Origin of the sequence: Arenibacter sp. 6A1 (genome assembly GCF_012272855.1) — a bacterium.
GTDB lineage: Bacteria > Bacteroidota > Bacteroidia > Flavobacteriales > Flavobacteriaceae > Arenibacter.
In genome coordinates this window covers 187,891-208,869 of sequence record NZ_JAAXCQ010000005.1, presented here as the reverse complement: position 1 = coordinate 208,869, position 20,979 = coordinate 187,891, and the positions used below count along the sequence as shown (strand labels likewise).

At 41.1% G+C, this 20,979-nt stretch carries 18 protein-coding genes; 11 read left to right on the top strand and 7 right to left on the bottom strand.

Annotated elements, in window-relative coordinates; genetic code table 11:
* Positions 1-35: 35 nt before the first annotated feature.
* From HCG49_RS06180 to HCG49_RS06160, 5 genes are all read right to left on the bottom strand, one after another.
* Entirely contained in the window at positions 36-1,013 is a 978-nt protein-coding gene (locus tag HCG49_RS06180) for an acyl transferase (protein ID WP_168468669.1), read from the bottom strand.
* Between the two features lie 194 nt (positions 1,014-1,207).
* Positions 1,208-1,525 carry a T9SS type A sorting domain-containing protein gene (locus tag HCG49_RS06175; RefSeq protein WP_168468668.1) on the bottom strand — a complete coding sequence of 106 codons (318 nt, stop codon included), beginning with the start codon at positions 1,523-1,525 and terminating at the stop codon, positions 1,208-1,210.
* A 174-nt stretch (positions 1,526-1,699) separates the two neighbouring features.
* Entirely contained in the window at positions 1,700-2,011 is a 312-nt protein-coding gene (locus HCG49_RS06170) for a T9SS type A sorting domain-containing protein (protein WP_168468667.1), read from the bottom strand.
* 182 nt (positions 2,012-2,193) lie between these two features.
* A complete protein-coding gene (locus HCG49_RS18445) occupies positions 2,194-4,407 on the bottom strand; it encodes a hypothetical protein (RefSeq protein ID WP_205764350.1) in 2,214 nt (737 codons plus the stop codon).
* A gap of 96 nt (positions 4,408-4,503) precedes the next feature.
* Complete coding sequence (locus HCG49_RS06160) at positions 4,504-7,332, bottom strand: TonB-dependent receptor (RefSeq protein ID WP_168468666.1); 2,829 nt, start codon at positions 7,330-7,332, stop codon at positions 4,504-4,506.
* A gap of 294 nt (positions 7,333-7,626) precedes the next feature.
* Between HCG49_RS06160 and HCG49_RS06155 the strand changes: the two genes are divergently transcribed.
* The 9 genes from HCG49_RS06155 to HCG49_RS06115 all read left to right on the top strand — a co-directional run bounded on the left by HCG49_RS06155 (position 7,627) and on the right by HCG49_RS06115 (position 14,515).
* The gene (locus tag HCG49_RS06155) at positions 7,627-8,313 is read left to right on the top strand and encodes a response regulator transcription factor (RefSeq protein WP_168468665.1); all 687 of its coding nucleotides are present in this window, start codon (positions 7,627-7,629) and stop codon (positions 8,311-8,313) included.
* The gene (locus HCG49_RS06150; RefSeq protein WP_168468664.1) at positions 8,313-9,368 is read left to right on the top strand and encodes a sensor histidine kinase; all 1,056 of its coding nucleotides are present in this window, start codon (positions 8,313-8,315) and stop codon (positions 9,366-9,368) included. Before HCG49_RS06155 ends, HCG49_RS06150 begins: the two co-directional genes overlap by 1 nt.
* 290 nt (positions 9,369-9,658) lie before the next feature.
* Positions 9,659-10,330, top strand: a complete 672-nt coding sequence (gene trmB, locus HCG49_RS06145) for a tRNA (guanosine(46)-N7)-methyltransferase TrmB (protein WP_168468663.1) — start codon at positions 9,659-9,661, stop codon at positions 10,328-10,330.
* A 3-nt stretch (positions 10,331-10,333) separates the two neighbouring features.
* Positions 10,334-10,963 carry a LysE family transporter gene (locus HCG49_RS06140; protein ID WP_168468662.1) on the top strand — a complete coding sequence of 210 codons (630 nt, stop codon included), beginning with the start codon at positions 10,334-10,336 and terminating at the stop codon, positions 10,961-10,963.
* On the top strand, positions 10,963-11,310 hold the full coding sequence (locus tag HCG49_RS06135) for an MGMT family protein (RefSeq protein WP_168468661.1): 348 nt from the start codon (positions 10,963-10,965) through the stop codon (positions 11,308-11,310). The genes HCG49_RS06140 and HCG49_RS06135 overlap by 1 nt, the downstream gene beginning before the upstream one ends.
* A 247-nt stretch (positions 11,311-11,557) precedes the next feature.
* On the top strand, positions 11,558-12,700 hold the full coding sequence (locus HCG49_RS06130) for an Mrp/NBP35 family ATP-binding protein (RefSeq protein WP_168468660.1): 1,143 nt from the start codon (positions 11,558-11,560) through the stop codon (positions 12,698-12,700).
* Between the two features lie 2 nt (positions 12,701-12,702).
* Positions 12,703-12,942: a NifU family protein gene (locus HCG49_RS06125; RefSeq protein WP_168468659.1), complete on the top strand. Its 240-nt coding sequence runs from the start codon at positions 12,703-12,705 to the stop codon at positions 12,940-12,942.
* A 73-nt stretch (positions 12,943-13,015) separates the two neighbouring features.
* Entirely contained in the window at positions 13,016-14,074 is a 1,059-nt protein-coding gene (locus HCG49_RS06120; protein WP_168468658.1) for an NAD(P)/FAD-dependent oxidoreductase, read from the top strand.
* Positions 14,075-14,185: 111 nt separating this feature from the next.
* The gene (locus HCG49_RS06115) at positions 14,186-14,515 is read left to right on the top strand and encodes a 2Fe-2S iron-sulfur cluster-binding protein (protein WP_168468657.1); all 330 of its coding nucleotides are present in this window, start codon (positions 14,186-14,188) and stop codon (positions 14,513-14,515) included.
* A gap of 233 nt (positions 14,516-14,748) precedes the next feature.
* Here HCG49_RS06115 and HCG49_RS06110 read toward each other — a convergent pair whose 3' ends face one another.
* Positions 14,749-16,485: an ABC transporter ATP-binding protein gene (locus tag HCG49_RS06110; protein ID WP_168468656.1), complete on the bottom strand. Its 1,737-nt coding sequence runs from the start codon at positions 16,483-16,485 to the stop codon at positions 14,749-14,751.
* Between the two features lie 194 nt (positions 16,486-16,679).
* Between HCG49_RS06110 and HCG49_RS06105 the strand changes: the two genes are divergently transcribed.
* Positions 16,680-18,857 (top strand): acylase, encoded by a 2,178-nt coding sequence (locus tag HCG49_RS06105; protein WP_168468655.1) that lies wholly within the window; start codon positions 16,680-16,682, stop codon positions 18,855-18,857.
* 57 nt (positions 18,858-18,914) lie between these two features.
* On the opposite strand, the gene HCG49_RS06100 is transcribed toward HCG49_RS06105, so the two are convergent.
* Positions 18,915-19,556 carry a hypothetical protein gene (locus tag HCG49_RS06100; RefSeq protein ID WP_168468654.1) on the bottom strand — a complete coding sequence of 214 codons (642 nt, stop codon included), beginning with the start codon at positions 19,554-19,556 and terminating at the stop codon, positions 18,915-18,917.
* Between the two features lie 600 nt (positions 19,557-20,156).
* Between HCG49_RS06100 and HCG49_RS06095 the strand changes: the two genes are divergently transcribed.
* Positions 20,157-20,933 carry a slipin family protein gene (locus tag HCG49_RS06095; RefSeq protein WP_168468653.1) on the top strand — a complete coding sequence of 259 codons (777 nt, stop codon included), beginning with the start codon at positions 20,157-20,159 and terminating at the stop codon, positions 20,931-20,933.
* Positions 20,934-20,979: the final 46 nt, after the last annotated feature.

The window sequence follows — 20,979 nt, the reverse complement described above, 5'->3', positions numbered from 1 at the left end:
GTAGGAGTGTTGCAACAGCGTGTTTAAAAAGGGAATTACAGTAACATGAGGTTACAGCCACGAACATCAGAATGATCGAACCTGCCTAAGACTTCAAAACTTCCATCAGCATGTATTTTTCCTAAATCTTGGGTGGCAATAAAGGAACAAGAATATAGGTTGGCCAAGTCTATGATATTGACACCGCCAGTTTTTCCCGGTTCTTGTAGGGATAAAGGGTCTTCGGTTTCCCTGATCAGGACTTTCATCCAATTAGGTGCTAAAAAACGACCGTCCCCTTTAGAATAGGCTTGAGACAGTAGTTCTGTCATACCGTATTCCGAATGGATGTGGGAAACCCCAAACCCTGCTCTTAAAAGCGCATGCAGTTCTTCCCGAATCATTTCTTTTTTACGTCCCTTCATGCCCCCGGTTTCCATAACAATGGTGTTTTGTAAGGCCATAGGAGCCTCTTCTGCCATATCCAATAAGGCAAAAGAAACGCCAAGGAGCAGTATCTTGGTGTTTTGTAGGTTTAGAAGCTTTAAGGTTTCTCTCAGCTGCTCAATATTGTTTAAATAAAAGCCACTATCCGGATGCTTGCTTTTCCCGATCAAATCCTCGGCCATATAAATCAAGGAAGAACCTTCCCTTTCTAAATAAGAGGGGAGAAGTGCCAAAACGCAATATTCCTCTATATCCCCATAGAAGTGCTTAAAGGCATTTAAATAACTTTTTTCGTAAAGGGAAATGTCCTGGACAAAGTGTTTGCTTACCTCACTGCCGGTAGTACCGCTACTAGTAAATAATGCTTGGTGGTTGTCCGTACCAGTGATTACCGTTTTAGTTTTAAAAAATTCAATGGGTAAAAAAGGAATATCTTCAACAACACTAATATTGTCCGGGTTTTTTCCCAAGTGATTGCAAAATTCTTGGTATACCAAATTATGCTGATATTGAAATTTAAAGACCTCTAGTGTCAAAGCATTAAATTCCGTCGTGCTTGATAAATGAAAAATACTATTGGGATCCATAATCTATTTTGCTACTGCAAAAGTAATAATATAAGCTGCTTGCCGTATCTAAAAAAATCGATTTCTTGGTGAAGGTTTTTATGGGGATTTGTTGGGGGAGTCAGAAAGCAGGAACAAAATAGAAATAGAAGGAAATGGCTGTCATGAAATATTCCTTTTGCCTTATAAAGACCCGTTTTGGCGAGATGAATCCTTTATTTTACCACTAATTTTCGGGTCATCTTTATGTTGTTCTCTGTCACTTGTATTATGTATACCCCTGGCGATAGTTTGGAAATATTTAAAGAGGTCGATGTAATCCTATCTCTTAAAACCTCAGTTCCAAAAATATCATATACTACAATATCTTTTGCATCGTTCTTCTTTGTAGTAAGATACACGGTATCCTCATAGGCGGGATTAGGATATAGTTTTAAGGAATCTACATTGGTCGAAGAATTAGTTTTAGGAAATTCTTGGGCCGCAGCGGTGAAGGAGAATACCAATAGCAAGAAAGTGTAGAATTTAGTCATAAGGCATCTTTATTATCAGGTTCTTATGCTAAAGATAATTAAAGCAAAAAAGGAGTATTTCAAAATGTTGTAAACAAGCCGATTTTGTATATGTAGCGCTTTATTTACTCTATTTTAGATGTTTAATGGAAATATAAAGGGGCCTTAGAGGCCAATAATCATCAAAAAGAAGAATTATTTGACGATCAATTTTCTGGAGATCGTTTTGTTTTTTTCAGTGACTCTTAAAATATAGACCCCGGCAACCAACTCATTCACATTAAGTTCTGTTCCTATTATAGTGGTTTCCAAAATTTTAGAGCCAAAAACATCGAATATAAGGATAGTTTTCGGAGCGTTTAAAGAAGTTGTTATCGTTACTCTGCCATTGGTTACCGGATTAGGGTATAATTTAAATCCCTCTATGTCCCCAGTTTTTTCCTTCGGAGCTTGTCCGTAGGAAAGGGAAACAAAAAAAAAGGCTAAAATCAGGTAGAGGTGCTTCATTGAATCTATGTCAAAAAAAGATTACGCTACTAATGTAATAAAATTTGAAACAGGACGTTGCACTTCTTTTAAGATTGGACAGTTATATTCGATGAAATGCAAATTAAGCTAGGTTGTATATCAAAAACAAGAACGCCCTGCTGGGGCAGGGCGTTCTGAAAAGGTTGGTTTTAAAGGTAGTTTTATAGTCCAACAGTCCAACCGGCAGCCCAATCTGGAGCCTCGGCACCATTACCGGCACCACTAGAAGTTCCTTCTGTAAAGAAAGCTTGGTTGTTACCGCTATAGTCGGTTTTGGTCAATCCAGTTGCTGGAGCGTCAAATTGGAAGTTGGTGATCGTTAAATCATTGGCCTCAATTCTTGCTGCGGCGTGGGTGTCGGTGTTCTTAACCTTTACCCCAAGATTCACACCATGGGTATATAAATTGTTAATGGTAAATTTCCCGCCACCTTCTTTAAAATATAGGGCTCCTTCGGTTACAGGTCCTACGATAGAAATATTGCTTAAAGTAGTTGTGGTCATCGGGGTAGCAGCACCGTTATCTCCATTGTTAGAGCCTTCGATACCTGCTTTTGCCCCTCCGGCAATATACCAGAAATCACCATTTCCAGCCCATCCGTCCGCAAAATCAATAGAATCGTCCCCACTGTTGATAGACACTAAATACTTGCCGTTTACCGTTCCGCCAAAGAATTCGATGCCATCATCACCACCGTTATAAGACTGTACATATTGGAAGGTAGTCCCAGCACCTACACCAAAAAGGGATACGCCGTTAAATTCCTTAGAACTGTTAAAGGTAGCACCGGTATATTCTACTCTTAAGTATTCAACACTACCAGAAGAATCGTCTACAAGAGTACCGCCATAAGTAAGGTCGGCTACTTCCGAGGTAGCAGTAGCGCCAACATTTGTCGGAGCTTTTCCACAAAGTACCAGTCCTCCCCAATCACCTGCAGCAGGGATGGCAGCACCAGAAGTCATAACTACTGGATTAGAAGCGCTACCGTTAATAAATATTTGTCCGCCTTGGGCTACGGCAATATACGCGCTTGTTCCGCCTGTAGCTTTTATGATTGTTCCGGCTGGGATGGTCAATTTTCCACCATCTTTTACCACATAGGCTCCTGTTAATTCATAGGCGATATTGGCATCTAAAGTTACATTTCCGCTAACCTCACCATTTAATTTTTCGGTAGTCGTCCCACTGTTATCCAGACCTCTTGTCCAACCTGCGGTCCAATCTGGAGCGGCAGCACCGTTGCCGGCACCAATAGAGCTTCCTTCTTGGATAAAGTCCGTGTTGGCACCCGTATAGTCCGTATAGGCAAAACCTTCGGCTACATTAGAGAACTGAACATTGGTCATGGTAAGGGCATTGGCTTCAATTCTTGCTGCTGCCTCGGCATCTGTACTTTTAACCTTTACTCCCAAATCTACGCCGGAAATATATATGTTGTCTATAGTGAAAGACCCTCCACCTTCTTTGTAATACAGGGCTCCTTCAGTGACAGGACCAACGATCGAAATGTTTTTTAAAGTCGCTTGGGTTACAGGAGTAGCATTTCCGTTATCACCATTATTAGATCCTTCGATACCTGCTTTGGCACCTCCAGAAATATACCAGAATTCCCCAGTACCTGCCCATCCATCGGCGAAGTCAATAGAGTCGTCACCACTATTGGTAGACACTAAATACCTTCCGTTTACAGTACCTCCGAAGAATTCGATTCCGTCATCACCACCGTTATAAGACTGTACGTATTCAACAGTAGTTCCAGAACCAACCCCAAACAAAGAAAGGCCGTTAAATTCTTTAGAGCTGTTAAAAGTAGCTCCTGTATATTCTATTCTTAAATAGCGGATAGAACCAGAATTGTCATTGGCAAGAGTACCACCATAAGTAAGGTCGCCCACTTCTGAGGTCGCTGTAGCCCCAAGATTTGTCGGTGCTTTTCCACAAACGACCAATCCGCCCCAATCACCGGCAGTAGGATTAGCAGCTCCAGAGGTCATTACTACTGGGTTGTCTGCGGTACCGTTGATGAAGATTTTTCCTCCCTGAGCCACAGCTATGTAAGAACTGGTGCTCCCAGTAGCCTTGATCACGGTTCCGGCAGGAATAGTCAAAGATCCTTGGTCTTCTATGATTAAAGCCCCGGTCAAAGAGTATTCTATACTAGGGTCTAAGGTAATGTCGTTGCTTAATTTTCCGCTAAGAGCGTTGTTTTGGGTACAAACTACTCCTGTAGAACCGCCACAATCTATGCCGGTTTCATCGCCATTTTGAATTCCGTCGTTGGCGGTACTCGCAGGGCCGTCATCTTTTGAACAAGACATAACTAAGGCAGTTGTGGCCGCTAGCGTCAATAATTTTAAATAATTTTTTTTCATCTCTTTTTTACTTTGAATTAGTTACGATGCGAATTAACGATTGGTGTATTAACTAAAGATTATCCAAGGATTATCTCTGGGTGATTTATACGCGATTTAAAAGTTGTAGCTTAAGGATAACTTAACAGAGCTTCCTTTTTTGTATGACAATACGGTGATCTCTTGGGTTTCCTGTATTCTTTCCATAGCCGGATTTAAAAGGTTCTTGGCAGAAAGACCCAGGCTGAGGTTTTGATTTAATTTGGTCTTTACAATTAAATCTAAGCTTCCCATACCTTTCTCTACCAGGTTTCCTTTTCCTTCCGTCCCTAGGGCAAAAATCCGATCCGAAAAATAGTTATAGGCAAGGGTAGCCTGTACGTTCTTGTTTTGGGCATATTCGGAAAAATAGCTTACATCGGCATTGAACAATAAATCCGAAGCTCCTGTAAGTTTGTCCTCTTCAACACTGAAATCGACGCTTAAAGGAAAGCCTGCTTCGGTGGTTTCCCTGATTACCTTATCGGCGTCTAATTTTTGGTTAGAGTACATATAGGAAGCGTTAAAGCCAATGCTTAGGTTGTCTTTTAAAAAATAATCCCCAGCGTCTTTTTCCTTTTCAAAGATGTTTTTTCGGAGCTCAAATTCGGCACCCCCGGCAATGGCATGGTCTCCGGTATTTACATAACTAAGGTCGTTGGTGGCAGAGTTGATGTTAATATCGTTGATTGGGTTTTGTATGTATTTTGCAAATACCCCCAAAGAAATAAGTTCGTCCGATTTAGGGAACAACTCCCATTTAAGGTCCAGGTTATAATCCGTAGAAGCGTATAGCGACGGATTTCCTCGGTAGGTAGTGGTCACTTCCTCGAACTGGAATAAAGCTCTTTCTTTAAACTGTGGCAAGGTATAGGTTTTACTCGCTGCGAATTTTAAGTTTTGTTTTTCGTTTAGTTCATATTTTAAGGACAACATCGGTAATATTTCAAAAGCATCGAAGGTGCTGGTATCACCACTAGGGTCCAAAGAAGTACTCCAAGAGATGGTTTGGTTTATTTGCTCTCCCCTAAGGCCCGCAATCATCGTAAATTTTGAAGAAAATTGGTACTCCCCAGAGACAAAGCCGGCATGTATATCCTGGTTTCCATCATAGGTCTGTGGCGCCAAAGCAATAGGGTTATTGGCATTTCCTCTAAAGGTTTCTATAGAGAATAATCCTTTAGAAAGGTTGTCTTGGTTAAAATAGGCGTCCATATCGTACATGTTTTCCACAATTGGCTGGTCTATCAGACGTCCATTAGCATCTCTTTTTGTGATCCTAAAGTTAAATTGGGTAGCTTCAAAATCGGTGGTTTTTAACCTTCCGCTATATCCCAAGGTCAGTTTTCCTCCATAAGTATCATCTTCCTCGTTTTTATTGAATTTAAAACTGGTGGCGATATTGGCCGCCAATTCATTCTCGGTTAAGGTTTGATAAAAGCGGTGGTTGTCCGATGTATTTAAGGTCTGTTGAAACGACTTAGGTCCCTCTGGGCTGTCCCAATCGTCCGGGGTAAGTGTTATTTGTCTTCTGTTGGGAATGTTGTTGTCTACCGTATTATAGGATACGCCCCAATTAAGGTCTATATGGTCTTGTAGTTTATGGTCTCCCAAAAGCTGGTTGACCAATAATGCTGTTCTTTCAAAAGAAGCCCTCTGAAGAAATGCACCGCCTTCCGGAGCATAATCAAAGGCATCGATAACACCATAGTACTCTTGTTGTTTTTGGCTAGATGTATTGATGTATAGCGAATTGAATTTAAGGCTAGTGGCCGCCGTTTTAAAACCGATATTCCCCATTAGGGTGGTATTGGTGGCGTATTCGTAGGAAATAAAATCCAAATCTTTTCTACTGAGTCCAGAAACTGTTACTCCGCCTCTGTTGATTCCTTCTTTAAGCTGGTACCCATTGTCAAATGAGGCCACCGCAAAAAAGTTTAATCGGCTATCTTCTCCGATAGAAAAGGAGTCACCTCCTTTAAGAGACAGGCTAGCATTGATAGGTGCCGGTGCTGATGTGCGATCCCAGCTACTGGTGAAATTGTAATTGTTTAATGGAAAAGCAGGGTATTTTTTGGTATAAAACCCACTGTAATTAGGCCCCTGATTTAAATAAAATTTCGATGCTGCTGCCGCTTCGGAATTTGCCCCAGTGGCAAGTCCTAATTCCAAAAATCCACTACCGACATAATTTTTTGAGGCAATATCTATATTGGCACCGGCAAAATCGCCGTAATTGGTAGTGCTATAAGTCTTATCTATTCCTATGAATTCTACAATATCGGTAGAAAATATTTCCAGGTCTATATTTTTTCTGGATGGGTTGTTCGACGGTAAGGGCAATCCGTTAAGGGTTGTATTGTTGTAGCGGTCTCCGAGCCCCCTTACAAACACGCCTCCAGAGCCTTCTTGTTTAGAGATTCCGGTGGTCTTGGTTACGGCCGTGGCAACATCGCCAACGCCTTTTCTGGCCAATTCCTGGGCTCCGATCGCCGTTTTTAGGGAAACAGCCTTTTTCTGGTCCAATAATAGGGCATTTTCAGAATCCCTTCTGGCAATGGTGGTAACAACAACTTCGTCCAAAGACATGCCTTCACTGGCAGCCATTGGTATGTTGATGGTAGTAACCTTACCCGAAACTACTTCTACATCATTTACCTCTACCGTTTGGTAGCCTAAGTAACTAAAGGATAATTGGTATTTTCCAGGAGCTAAATTGTCTATGGCATATAATCCGTCAAAATTTGTGGTAGTCCCTGTAGAGGAGCCTTTAATAATTACATTGGCAAAAGCCAAGGGCTCATTATTATATTCCTTGTCCGTTAAAGTACCGGCAATACTCCCATGGTCTTGGGCATGTAATTGAAAACTAACAATTACGAAACATAAACTTAAAAGATATTTCATTAAATCTGGTTTTAGATTTTGTGCAAAGAACGTAGGGCACTGTAAAAGCGATGTTACCTACGGGTTAAGGATTTGTTCGAAGAATGTTATCTTAATGTTACGATATTAAATGATCGTTAAGGGGTTTGGTATAATAGTATTATCTTTACTTTTGACACGAAAATTCAATGCCTTTCAGCAGAAAAATGGGGGGTTAATTAATCATTAAGAGAAGGGGCAAGACTATGACTGTGCCACGCTATTAATTAAATGGTCTAGAAAAAAAGATCAAGGAATAAGCATAAAAATTAGAAGATGAAAAAAAAGGATATTAAAATACTTTTGGTCGATGACGAACCAGACATTTTAGAGATCGTTAGCTATAATTTAATTGCCGAAGGATATGACGTGTTTACCGCTAAGGATGGTTTGGAAGCCGTGGCAAAAGCTAAAAAGAAAAGTCCGCATTTGATAATTTTAGATGTTATGATGCCAGAAATGGATGGCATTGAGACCTGTGGGATTATTAGAAAAACACCCGGTTTAGAAAATACCATCATTGCCTTTTTAACCGCCAGGGGAGAAGATTATTCCCAAATGGCCGGTTTTGATGCAGGTGCCGATGATTATATTACCAAACCCATAAAACCTAAGGTATTGGTGAGCAAGGTAAAATCATTGTTGAGAAGGTTAAAAGAAGACCAAGCAGAAACCGAGGATATTGTTAAAGTAGGTGAGATTGTCATCAATAGGGAAGAATACAAAATAATAAATCAGGGCGAGGAAATTATATTGCCGCGCAAGGAATTTGAATTATTGGCATTATTGACCTCTAAGCCTAATAAGGTCTTTAAACGCGAAGTAATTCTAGATAAAGTTTGGGGCAACGAGGTAGTCGTTGGCGGGAGGACCATAGATGTTCATATTCGAAAACTGAGAGAAAAAATAGGAGACGAGAATTTTAAAACCGTGAAAGGAGTCGGCTATAAGTTTGTACTATAATGGCCACTAGAATTAAAAAATCGTATCGGTTTGCCATGCGTTCCGCAGGCCTAATTTCAATAGTGCTCTCCGCACTCTTAGGGCTGCTTTTTTATCTGCAAGATTATATAGATTGGTTTATATGGATAGTGTTTGCCCTATTCTCCTTTTTAATCTCCCTGCTGATCATCCAGAAAAGGGTAGAGAAATTTATTTATAAAAGAATAGAACGCATGTACAACGATGTGTCCCTTCTACAATCTTCACCAATAGGAGAAAGGACCATTACAACCGATATGCGTACCCTGACCAATGAGATCGAAAAGTTTGCCAAGGATAAGAAAATAGAAGTAGACACCCTTAAAATTAGGGAAGAGTACCGAAAAGATTTCTTAGGGAATGTGTCCCATGAGCTAAAAACACCGCTATTTACCGTGCAAGGCTATATTTTAACCTTATTGGACGGGGCCATGGATGACAAGAACATACGAAAAAAATATCTTCAACGGGCCAATAAAGGGGTAGAACGCCTCATTTATATCGTAAAGGACCTTGACCTGATTACCAAATTGGAGGTGGGCGACCTACATTTAGAGCTGCAAAACTTTGATATTATAGAATTGATTCAAAGCGTGTTCGACCTTTTGGAAATGAAAGCGGCCAAAAAGGACATTTCTTTGTCCTTCGATATGGACTACGAAATGCCCATTATGGTACGGGGAGACAAGGATAAAATTCAGCAAGTAGTCACCAATCTCCTAGTGAATTCAATAAAATACGGCCATAAAAATGGCACCACGGAAGTTGGCGTTGAGAACCTTATTAAAAATAAAGTCATCGTCAGGGTAACCGATAATGGGGAAGGGATTTCTAAAGCGAACTTGTCAAGAATATTCGAGCGCTTTTACAGAGTTGATAAAAGCGGCAGTAGAACCGAAGGTGGCTCTGGATTGGGACTCTCTATAGTGAAACATATTATAGAAGGCCATGGCGAAAAAATCTATGTCGAGAGTGTAGAGGGTATAGGTTCCGAATTTTCGTTCACCCTAGAAAGAGTTCCCGATAGTAAGTCTTAGCTAACAACATTCCATACATTCACCCTTGTTTCTTCCTAGAGCTGTCCAGAGGGCATGACTTAAGTTTTTGGGGTGGATTAAAAACGGTTTTTCTGATTACTTCAACATGTTTTTTTTTAAAATAGCTCCATCTATTTTGTGCTAGGGACTAGGGAAGATAAGGGGTTATTGCGACCAATTTTAATAGGACAATTAAGATTCTAAGCGAATATGCGACAAGAGTATAGGAACTAAATAAAAAACCACCTAAGATTTCCTTAGCTTTGCAGATTCATAAAATTAACTTACCCGTGGGAAGTAAAAATAAACTTAAAAGGTTTAGGGAGAACGAAACCTTTAAAAATGTAATTCAGCCAACAAGGGAAGAGATTGCCGAGGGTAAATTTTCTATAAAAGGAAAATGGAGCGAATATTTCGGTAATGACAACCCCATTGTATTAGAATTAGGATGTGGTAAAGGCGAATATACCGTTGGTTTGGCCAAGTGGGACAAGAGCAAAAACTACATCGGAGTAGATATTAAAGGCGCCCGTTTTTGGAGAGGGGCAAAAAGTGCTATCGAAGATAGTATTGATAATGTCGCTTTTTTAAGGACGCAAATTGAGTTGATAGACGAGTTGTTTGCCGAAAATGAAGTGTCCGAAATCTGGATAACCTTTCCAGATCCTCAAATAAAATACAAACGTACCAAACACCGATTGACGAACGAGAGCTTTTTGGAAAAATACAAATTGATCTTGAAGCAAGACGGTGTGGTAAATTTAAAAACCGATAGCGAATTTATGCACGGCTATACCCTAGGGCTATTGCATGGCAAGGGCTTGGAGGTTATTTATGCCAATCACGATGTGTATAAAAACGAAGGAAGTCCTAAAGAAGTATTGGGAATACAAACCTTTTATGAAAAACAGTACCTGGAAAAAGGGAAGCCTATTACCTATATTAAATTCCGAGTTTCATAAAGTATGGAGCATTTAATTACCCTTTTCTTTGCTACTTTTTCTGCAGCTTTTATGGCAACTGTTCCCCCGGGATTGTTAAACATGAATGCCGCGAAAATTAGTGTAGAAAAGGGTAAGGTAAACGGAATAATATATAGCCTTGGCGTATCCAGTACCATCGTTGTTCAGGCCTATATTGCCGTATTAATATCCAAGTACTTGTATAACAATCCTCATGTTATAGATCTGTTGTTAAAGATAGCCCTCGTCGTTTTTGGTTTTTTTGCCATTTACTTTTTTGTAAAGGCCAAGAAAAAAACGAAGGGACTCCAAAAACCTAAAAAGGTCAGTAAAAAAAACAGTTTTTTTAAAGGGGTCTTATTGGCTGCAGTGAACCTGCTTACCATACCCTATTACAGTGGCCTCAATGCCATGTGGAATGCCTCGGGCTGGATAAAATTTCAGTTCAGGGATATTGCCACCTTTGTATTGGCGGCAGGATGTGGGACCTTTGCCGTACTGTATTTGTACACGGTTTATTTTAATAAACTGGAAACCAAAAGCAGCAAGTTTTCCAAAAACTCCAATTATATCATCAGTGCGCTTATGTTAGTGCTGCTGATCATTACCTTGATCCGGATTTTTTATACTTGATGAAGGCCGAAAACCAACATTTTTTTCAAAAAGTCTACCAAGTGGTACGGCAAATTCCATACGGTAGGGTGACCTCTTATGGGGCCATCGCAAAATATTTGGGGGCTGCCAGAAGTGCCCGAATGGTAGGGTGGGCTATGAACAACGCCCACAGCATGCCCGATATTCCTGCCCATAGGGTCGTTAATCGCCTGGGCTTGTTAACCGGAAAACATCATTTTCCCGGCACCAATCTTATGCAGCAACTGCTAGAAAACGAAGGGATCATAGTGAAGGAAGATCAAATAATAGATTTTGAGAAGTATTTTTGGGATCCTGCCAAAGCCTTGGACCAACACCTAGAGTAAGTTTTTAAAGATATTCTTTATAAAGTGCCATTGCCCAAGTTTATTAGCTTTTAGGGAGATAATGGGGGGTCTGCTCAGTGGCTTTGTAGGTTGTAATGTAGCGCTATATGCTTCCAATGAACCGGCATAAAGGAACTTTAATCTGCCATGTTCGTTTTCAATCCCAACCTTTCTTAATCTCGTTCCTAAGCCTTATCTTTGTAATTTAGAATCAGTTTTAATAAAAGCTGAATAAGAACGGTTTAGGATGAAATTAGACAAGAAAGAAATACTTAAAGCTTTAGAAAACATTACTGTTCCTGGAGAGGGACAAAATATGGTAGAAAGTGGCGCTGTAAAAAATGTTGTAGTTTTTGGGGATGAGGTAGTGGTAGATATTACCATCAATAACCCTAGTTTACAGGCTAGAAAGAAAACCGAAGTAGAAATTTTAAAGGTAATCCATGCCGAAGTGTACGAGAAGGCAAAAATTACCGTGAACGTAAAAGTTGATGCCCCGGCCGCAAAGCCAAAGGTGAACGAGATTAAAGGAAAACCGGTACCAGGCATAAAAAATATTATTGCGGTAGCCTCCGGAAAAGGAGGAGTAGGGAAATCTACCGTAACTGCTAATTTGGCGGTGTCCTTGGCAAAAATGGGCTTTAAAGTAGGCTTGTTAGATGCCGATATTTATGGTCCTTCCATGCCTATTATGTTCGATGTGGCCCAAGAAAAACCATTGGCAGTGAACATAGACGGAAAGTCTAAAATGAAACCTGTTGAGAACTACGGGGTTAAGATTTTGTCGATCGGATTCTTTACACAGCCAGGACAGGCCGTAATATGGAGAGGTCCTATGGCTGCCAAGGCTCTTAACCAAATGATCTTTGATGCCCATTGGGGAGAGCTAGACTTTATGTTGTTAGACTTGCCTCCGGGAACAGGTGATATTCATTTGAGTATTATGCAATCCCTTCCTATTACCGGTGCGGTGGTTGTAAGTACCCCGCAAGAGGTAGCTTTGGCCGATGCCCGTAAAGGAGTTGCTATGTTCCAACAAGATTCCATCAATGTTCCTGTTTTAGGAATCATAGAAAATATGGCGTATTTTACTCCAGAAGAGTTGCCTAACAATAAATACTACATTTTCGGCAAGGAAGGTGCTAAACATTTGGCCGAAGATTTAAAGGTGCCGTTTTTGGGAGAAATTCCATTGGTACAAAGTATTCGCGAAGCTGGAGATGTAGGTCGTCCTGCGGCACTACAGACCGCCACCGCAATAGAAAACTCCTTTGAAGAAATCACTAAAAAAGTGGTTCAGGAAGTAGTGGGGAGAAATGAACATTTACCCCCAACCGAGGCTATAAAAATAACCACCATGGCGGGTTGTTCGGCCGTAAAAAAGAAGTAATTATGACAGCAGTTGAACTTAGAAATAATATAGAAAAGGCTTTGGAAGAAATTAGGCCTTTTTTGCAAAGTGACGGCGGAGACATTTCCCTGATTTCTATCGATAATGAAACCTCGGTAAAGGTGAAATTGGAAGGGGCCTGCGTAGGTTGTAGTGTGAATCAGATGACCTTAAAAAGTGGCGTCGAGATGACCATTAAAAAATATGCCCCTCAAATTCAAGAGGTGATAAATGTTAGCTAAAAAACCTGATGAAAATCATAAAAAAGAGGTTGATTCCATGTTAGTTTAGCCTCTTTTTTAAGCAAACTTTTCCATGATTAAAACAGATATACTTATTATAGGCGCGGGTCCAACAGGACTTTTTACCGTTTTTGAAGCCGGTTTGTTGCAGTTAAAATGTCATCTTATCGATGCATTGCCGCAAGCGGGAGGACAGTGTTCCGAAATTTATCCCAAAAAACCTATCTATGATATTCCCGGGTTTCCGGAAGTACTCGCAGGTGATTTGGTCAATAACCTAATGGAACAAATAAAGCCTTTTCAGCCCGGATTTACCTTGGGGGAACGTGCTAATACCATAGAAAAACTCGACGATGGTACCTTTATTGTGACTACGAACAAAGGGACAAAACACCATGCCCCTGTAGTGGCTATAGCCGGTGGACTTGGTAGTTTTGAGCCTAGAAAGCCATTGATCGATAATATTAAGGCCTTTGAAGACAAGGGGATTGAGTATTTTATTAAAGATCCAGAAATGTACCGCGATAAAAAAGTACTGATCGCAGGAGGAGGGGACTCTGCCCTGGATTGGAGTATTTTCTTGGCCGATATAGCGTCTGAAGTAACCTTGGTACACCGAAGAAACGAATTTAGAGGTGCCTTGGATTCTGTGGAGAAAGTTCAGAATTTAAAGAACCTAGGAAAAATAAAATTAGTAACTCCAGCCGAAGTGGTAAGCGTCTTAGGTGCCGAAAAACTGGAGGGTGTTGTCATTCAGAAATCTGGGGATAATGCCGAAGAAATTATTAAGGAAGTAGACCATTTTATTCCTTTGTTTGGGCTGTCACCAAAATTAGGCCCTATAGGGGATTGGGGATTGGAAATTGAGAAAAACGCTATTAAAGTCGATACGTTCGATTACCAGACCAATATTCCGGGAATCTATGCTATTGGGGATGTGAATACCTATCCTGGAAAATTAAAACTTATTCTTTGTGGTTTTCACGAGGCTACTTTAATGTGCCAGAGTGCCTATCAACGCATATATCCAGAAAAGAAATATGTAATGAAATATACTACCGTTGGGGGTATATCGGGCTTCGATGGCAGTAAAAAAGAAGCTCCTAAGGCCGTTGTAAAGGCAATAGATTAAAATCACAAATTTTTCTAAGTTGTGAAAAGAGCGTATAAATCTGTGTGGGCTACGCTAAAACCCATTAAATTTGATGCTGAATAACAGCAACTAGAAAATATTCTATAACAAATGTCAGATATAAAGATAAAAATTACAGACAGGGAAGGAATTGTTCATGAGGTAGATGCACCAACTGATATGAATATGAACCTGATGGAAATAGTACGCTCCTACGAGTTGGCACCAGAAGGTACAATTGGTATTTGTGGCGGAATGGCCATGTGTGCTTCATGCCAGTGTTATGTTGCTTCGGATCACGAATTGCCCCCAATGTCCGACGATGAAGACGCCATGTTGGCCGAAGCTTTTAACGTTAAGGATAATAGCCGTCTAGGATGTCAAATTCATATGACGGAAGATTTAGAGGGCTTAGAAGTAGAATTGGCTCCAGAGAGCTAAGTCGAGACTCCTTCTACTATATAGAAATACCAAAAAGACCTGTACGGATACTATCTGCACAGGTCTTTTTGTTTTTATCCATTGAAATATTCCATCCAGGCAGCAGGAATCCTTTGTGCCTAATAATGCGTTAGGGATGGCGGCGGCATCCCCGCAGCAAGGCAAGGGATATAGCCAAGAGCCCGACCGACGAAGGAGGGAACGCCCCAATGGTTATTAAAAATTACCGGGCATTAAATTCGGGCCTGATAAGTAAATAGGTTGTAATACCTGCCTTCTTTTGCTATTAATTCATCGTGGGTACCTTGTTCTGCAATACGGCCATTTTCTATCACCAAAATCTGATCGGCATTTCTAATGGTGCTCAATCGGTGGGCAATAACAAAAGTGGTTCTTCCCTTGGTCAGGGCAGCCAAACTCTTCTGTATCAAAGCCTCGCTTTCCGTGTCCAGATTGGAGGTAGCCTCATCGAGGATCAAAATCTTAGGGTTGGCCAATACCGCTCTGGCAATCGCAATCCGCTGTCTTTGTCCGCCCGAAAGTTTAACCCCACGTTCTCCTATGAGGGTATCCAGACCCTCCTCAAACCTTTCGGTAAATTCGTCTACATAGGCCGCCTTAACCGCCTTCTGAACCTCTTCTTCCGAAGCATTGGGCCGTGGGAATAGGATGTTTTCCCGGATAGTGCCTTCAAATAAAAACTCGTCCTGTAGGACCACCCCTAAATGCTGGCGGTAACTATTGAGGTTTACCTCGGCAATATTGTGATTGTCTATGGTGATCGTTCCAGACTGTGGGTTGATGAAGGTAGCGGCCAATCCGGCAATGGTAGATTTTCCAGATCCGGAGCTGCCTACCAAGGCTACCACTTTTCCAGATTCGACTTCAAAACTGATATTGTGAAGCACCTCCTTATCTTCTTCATAGGCAAAGGAAACATTGTTAAAAGCAATATTACCCGCTATATCCTTTAAAACAACGGTTCTTTCCTCCTCATTGGCCTCTCCGGTCATGTTCATTAATTCTTCGGTACGATCTAAACCGGCAAGGGCTTCGGTAAGCTGACTGCCAATATTGCTCATCTGAACAATAGGGGCGACCATTAATCCCAATAAAAAAGTAAAGGTCAGGAATTCGCCAATAGTAATTTCATCGACCATTATCTTATAGCCACCGATACCCATTATCCCGGTGGTAGCGACGCCCAATAGAAAGGTAGAGGAACTGGTCATAAAAGCTGTGGCGGTAAGACTCTTTTTTACATTTTGAAAAAGTCGTTCCACGCCATCTTCAAAAACCTTATGTTCTTGGGGTTCGGCATTAAACCCTTTAATGACCCGAATACCTCCCAAGGTTTCCGTTAACCTACCGGTGACTTCTGCATTTATTTTTCCCCTATTTCTAAAAATGGGCCTGATTTTCTTAAAGGCCTTTAAGGCTATCAGGGCAAAAATGGCCAATGGGGCCAAGGTAAACAAGGTCATGGACGGACTTATCTGCAGTAATAGTATTAAAGAGACCACGGCTGTTATAGAGCCACCTACCAATTGCACCAAACCGGTACCGATTAGGTTTCTAACACCTTCTACATCGGTCATGATTCGGGAAACTAAGGCCCCGGATTTGGTGTTGTCGAAAAAACGAATGGGAAGGGTCAATATTTTTTTCTGTACCTGCGCCCTTAATTCGGAGATTAAAAACTGCGCCTGTACACTGAGGATTTTTGTCAATAAAAAGGAAGTGACTGCCTGTACCAAAATGGCCGCTCCAACGCCCAATACCAACCATTTTAAAAGGCTCAGGTCCTTGTTGGGGATCACATCGTCCATTAGGTATTTTATGGATAAAGGGGCAACAAAACTCGCCGCCTTACTGATGACTATTAATAGAAGACCTAGGAAAACAAGGTTTCTTCTGGGCCATATAATAGTTTTAAAGGCCGTTAGGATATTTACTTTTTTAGTAGACATATATGGTGTTCAATGATTTTTTTAAAGTGATAAAAATAAAAAATAAGAAGACGGTTTCCATGCTATAATTTTATAGGAAAAGACTTGTTATGAATAGTCTGCAAGGTACCTTAAAAAAAGGAAATCCTTGGGTTTCCTGTACCACACCTAGTTTTTTCACTTATTTTAGCGTAAACCCTTAAATCCTTCCTACTATGAGATTTTTATGGCTATTCCTTTTAATCGGACTGTGTTCTTTTACAACCGAGGACCAACTTACGGAAATTGAAGGCTGGAAGGCCCAAGCGAAGGACGTTACCATCATTCGGGACGATTACGGGGTGCCCCATATTTATGGGAAGACCGATGCCGATACCGTTTTTGGATTGCTATATGCCCAATGCGAGGACGATTTTAATAGGGTAGAACAGAACTATATTTGGGCTATAGGGCGTTTGGCGGAGATAGAAGGGGAAGCGGCGATATATAGCGACTTAAGGGCTAAGTTGTTCATGACCCAAAAGCAGGCTATGGAAAATTATGAAAACAGTCCGGCTTGGTTGAAATCCCTTTGCGATGCCTTTGCCGATGGCATTAATTATTACCTATATACCCACCCGGAAGTAAAACCAAAACTGTTGACCCGTTTTGAACCTTGGATGCCCATGTATTTCAGTGAGGGCTCTATAGGGGGTGATATAGAACGGGTTTCTACCAAAAAGATCCGTGCTTTTTACGAAAGCAACCAAGCGATCCCCGCGGCTGAGGCCTATGAGCTAAACAAGGAAAAAGCACAAGAGGAGCCACAAGGATCTAACGGAATTGCCATTGCAGGCCATTTGACAAGATCCGGGAACCCACTACTATTGATCAATCCCCACACCTCCTTCTTTTTTAGGGGAGAGGTGCACGCCGTTAGCGAAGAAGGCTTAAACGCCTATGGAGCGGTAACTTGGGGACAGTTTTTTATATATCAAGGGTTTAATGAAAAAACAGGCTGGATGCACACCTCTACCTATACCGATGTGATGGACGAGTTTATGGAAACGGTGATAGAAAAAGAGGGGAGGCCTATGTATGTTTATGGGGAAGAATTGCGTGCGGTAAAGACTTCCGAAATACGTGTAAATTATAAGGAAGGAGACCAATTAAAAACACGTGTATTTCCGGCCTACCATACCCATCATGGCCCCATTACCCATATGGCCAATAATAAATTGGTGGCTACAGCCATGATGTGGGACCCGATAAAAGCCTTGCAGCAATCCTATATACGGACCAAGCAAACTGGGTATAAAGGGTTTCGAGAAATGATGGATATGCGCACCAATTCTTCCAATAACACCGTTTATGCCGATGCGGAAGGGAATATAGCCTATTTTCATGGAAACTTTATTCCTAAACGCGATGTGCAGTTTAATTATGCCTTGCCGGTAGATGGCAGCAATCCCAAAACAGATTGGCAGGGCCTACATACAGTTGCAGAGAATATAGGGTTGTTGAATCCGAAAAACGGATGGATACAGAATTGTAACTCTACGCCCTTTACGGCGGCCCTGGAATTCAGTCCCAAGAAGGAAGATTATCCCTATTATATGTCCAAGGACCAGGAGAATTTTAGAGGGATACACGCCATAAGCCTATTGACCGATAAAAAAGGGTTTACCATAGATAGGCTCATTACCTTGGCCCACGATCCGTATTTACCAGCATTTGAAAAATTAATTTCGGGCCTAGTCCAAGCTTTTGATGCTTCGGATAAAAACACTGCCCATTTGGGTGAACCTATAAGGATGTTAAGAAATTGGAATTTAAGGACCTCCAAAACATCTGTAGGCATGACCTTGGCACATTATTATGGTACCCTTGTGGGAAAAAAGGGAGTCATCCCAGACACTATGAGCGATATGGAGGGCATGAACTATTTTGGCACCTCTTCACCATACGAGGAGCGTTTGCAATTATTTTCAGAAGTAATATCTCAATTAGAGGAGGATTTTGGGACTTGGCGCATTCCATGGGGCGATGTAAATCGATACCAACGGCTAGATGGGGCTATAAGGCAGGCTTTTGACGATGACAAGCCCAGTATAGCCATTGGGTTTGCTTCGGGGCGCTGGGGCGCCTTGGCCGCCTACGGGGCCAGGTACCACAACAACACCAAAAAATTATATGGTACCCGCGGCAATAGTTTTGTGGCCGTGGTAGAATTTGGAAAAAAAGTAAAGGCCAAAAGTATTCTGGCAGGGGGGCAAAGCGGTCATCCGAGCTCGAAACATTTTGATGATCAGGCACAGGCCTATGCCGATATGGAATTTAAAGAAGTTGCTTTTTACAAGAAGGATGTCTTAAAAAGGGCCGATAAAATCTATCACCCCGGCGAAAAGCTATAAAAAATGCACAGGGATGCTGTCCTAGTAGTAGGGTGACTTTTAAAGCGTTTTTTGTGATTATTCTTTTATGACAATAATGGTAGCCTTAGAGCCGGTTGATAAATTCCACATATTGGAATGGATTAATTTTCCTTGGTCGTCATACACATCTACCTGGGCCGTATTGGGTCCCGATGTTCCTTGGTTCAATGCCTCAAAATCGATGCGGTTAAATCCCTTTTTTAGGTCTAGGTTTAAGCCTTTAAAAGCAGCTGTTAGAAATATATTAGGTTCTACGACCACATCGTTTAGCAATATTCTTACGCGGTCTCCATCTACATATTCATGGTCACGACAAAGGATCCCAACAAATTTTCCGTTGCTCTTGATGTCGCCCAAATACATATCGCCAAAAAAAGTTTTAGAGCCTTCTTTTTCTTTTTCACGGATTTTGGGGTCTAGCTTTAAATCGTGTCCTGCCTGAACCAAATTCCGGGTCGGAAGCATATTAATTTGTCGTGCAGTTAACGAATCCCTGAGGTTGGTAGTAGGCTTTAAATCTATGATGGCCGGCAGTTTTAAGGCCGTACCTTGATTAGGGTTTTCTTTGACACCGCGGTCTCCTTCAATTTTAAGGGGTTGGGTAGTGGGTAAGTCGGTTTGGGCCAATCCCGAGAAGGATACCAAACATAGAATAACAAACAAATAGACAACTCTCATATAACCTGTTAAATATAGCTAGGAATAACAAAAATATCAAATACCCTGCCATAGGTAAACTAAATTGTTGTTAAAAACAAATTATACAGAACGGTAACTAAAAATAAAATAGCGCAGTACATAAAAAGGGCATCTTAGTCTGGCCGAAACAGGGGGGACAACCTATAACACATCGCCGGTATCCTCTAAAATATACTCCCATTGTTCATGGCCACCTCCCAGGTCTTGGGAAGTGCCCTCGACATTGAAAAGCAACAATGTGCTCAAAAAGAGGAAACCAGCTTTTCATCGTCTATATCTTAGGCTATAAAAGTTAATAAATTCTGCTGAGGTTTTATCATAATAGTACCGGGATGGTAGTTCGTAGGAATAAGGTTGCGGTTTATCCAAGTTTATTAGGGAAATGATGTTTTTGTGCATGCTAGAATTTTCGTAACTTTAATAGCGCCGTATACCGAAAAATGAAAGATACCTTTCCTTCATTTTTTGTTGTCAAAGTCCCAATTCACTTTCATTGGGAAGTAATTAAAAGTCGATCTTAAAAGGCTTTATCATTTGATTTTTGGAGCTCGTTGGCTCCCATACTTTAAAACCACATTTATGGCACCTCCAATGTTATTTGGCATCATTATTTTTTTGTTTTTATTGGCCGGGATACGTATTATTTTCGAATACAAAAGGGCTTTGAAATTCCGGTTCGGGAAATATGTAAGCACCCTAGGGCCTGGGTTCAAATGGATTATTCCCATAGTAGAGACCATACAGGTGGTCGATATTCGAGTGATCACTATTAATATTGTCTCTCAGGAAGTGATGACCGAAGACAATGTGCCCTGTAGTATTGATGGGGTGGTATTTTTTAAAATCAACGATCCGGAAAAGGCAGTTTTGGAAGTAGAAGAATATAGGTTTGCCATAACGCAATTGTCACAAGCGGCTCTTAGGGATGTTTGTGGGAAGGTAGAACTCGATACTATTTTGTCTAAACGAGAAGAAATGGGCAAAAATATCAAGGCTATAGTAGAGCAGGAAACCGAGGTATGGGGGATAGAAATCATAGACGTTAAAATTAAAGATATCCAATTGCCCGAAAACATGAGGCGGATGATGGCCAATCAGGCCGAAGCGGAACGATCTAGAAGGGCAAGGATTATCTTGGCACTGGCCGAGGAGCAGGCAGCCCAAAAATTACTGGAAGCGGGGAAACTGATAGACCAATCGCCCTCTGCCATTAAATTAAGATTGTATCAAACCTTATCCAATATAGCGGCAGAAAAGAATTCTACCATCCTTTTTCCATTTCCCGAAGAAATGGTGCCTAAAAACAAAAAAGACAAAACTTCGGAGCCCAAAAAGAATACTAAAAAGAAAAAATAAGAACCCTGAAAATAAAGGGAGACGGGGTCATAAGCAACCAATAATA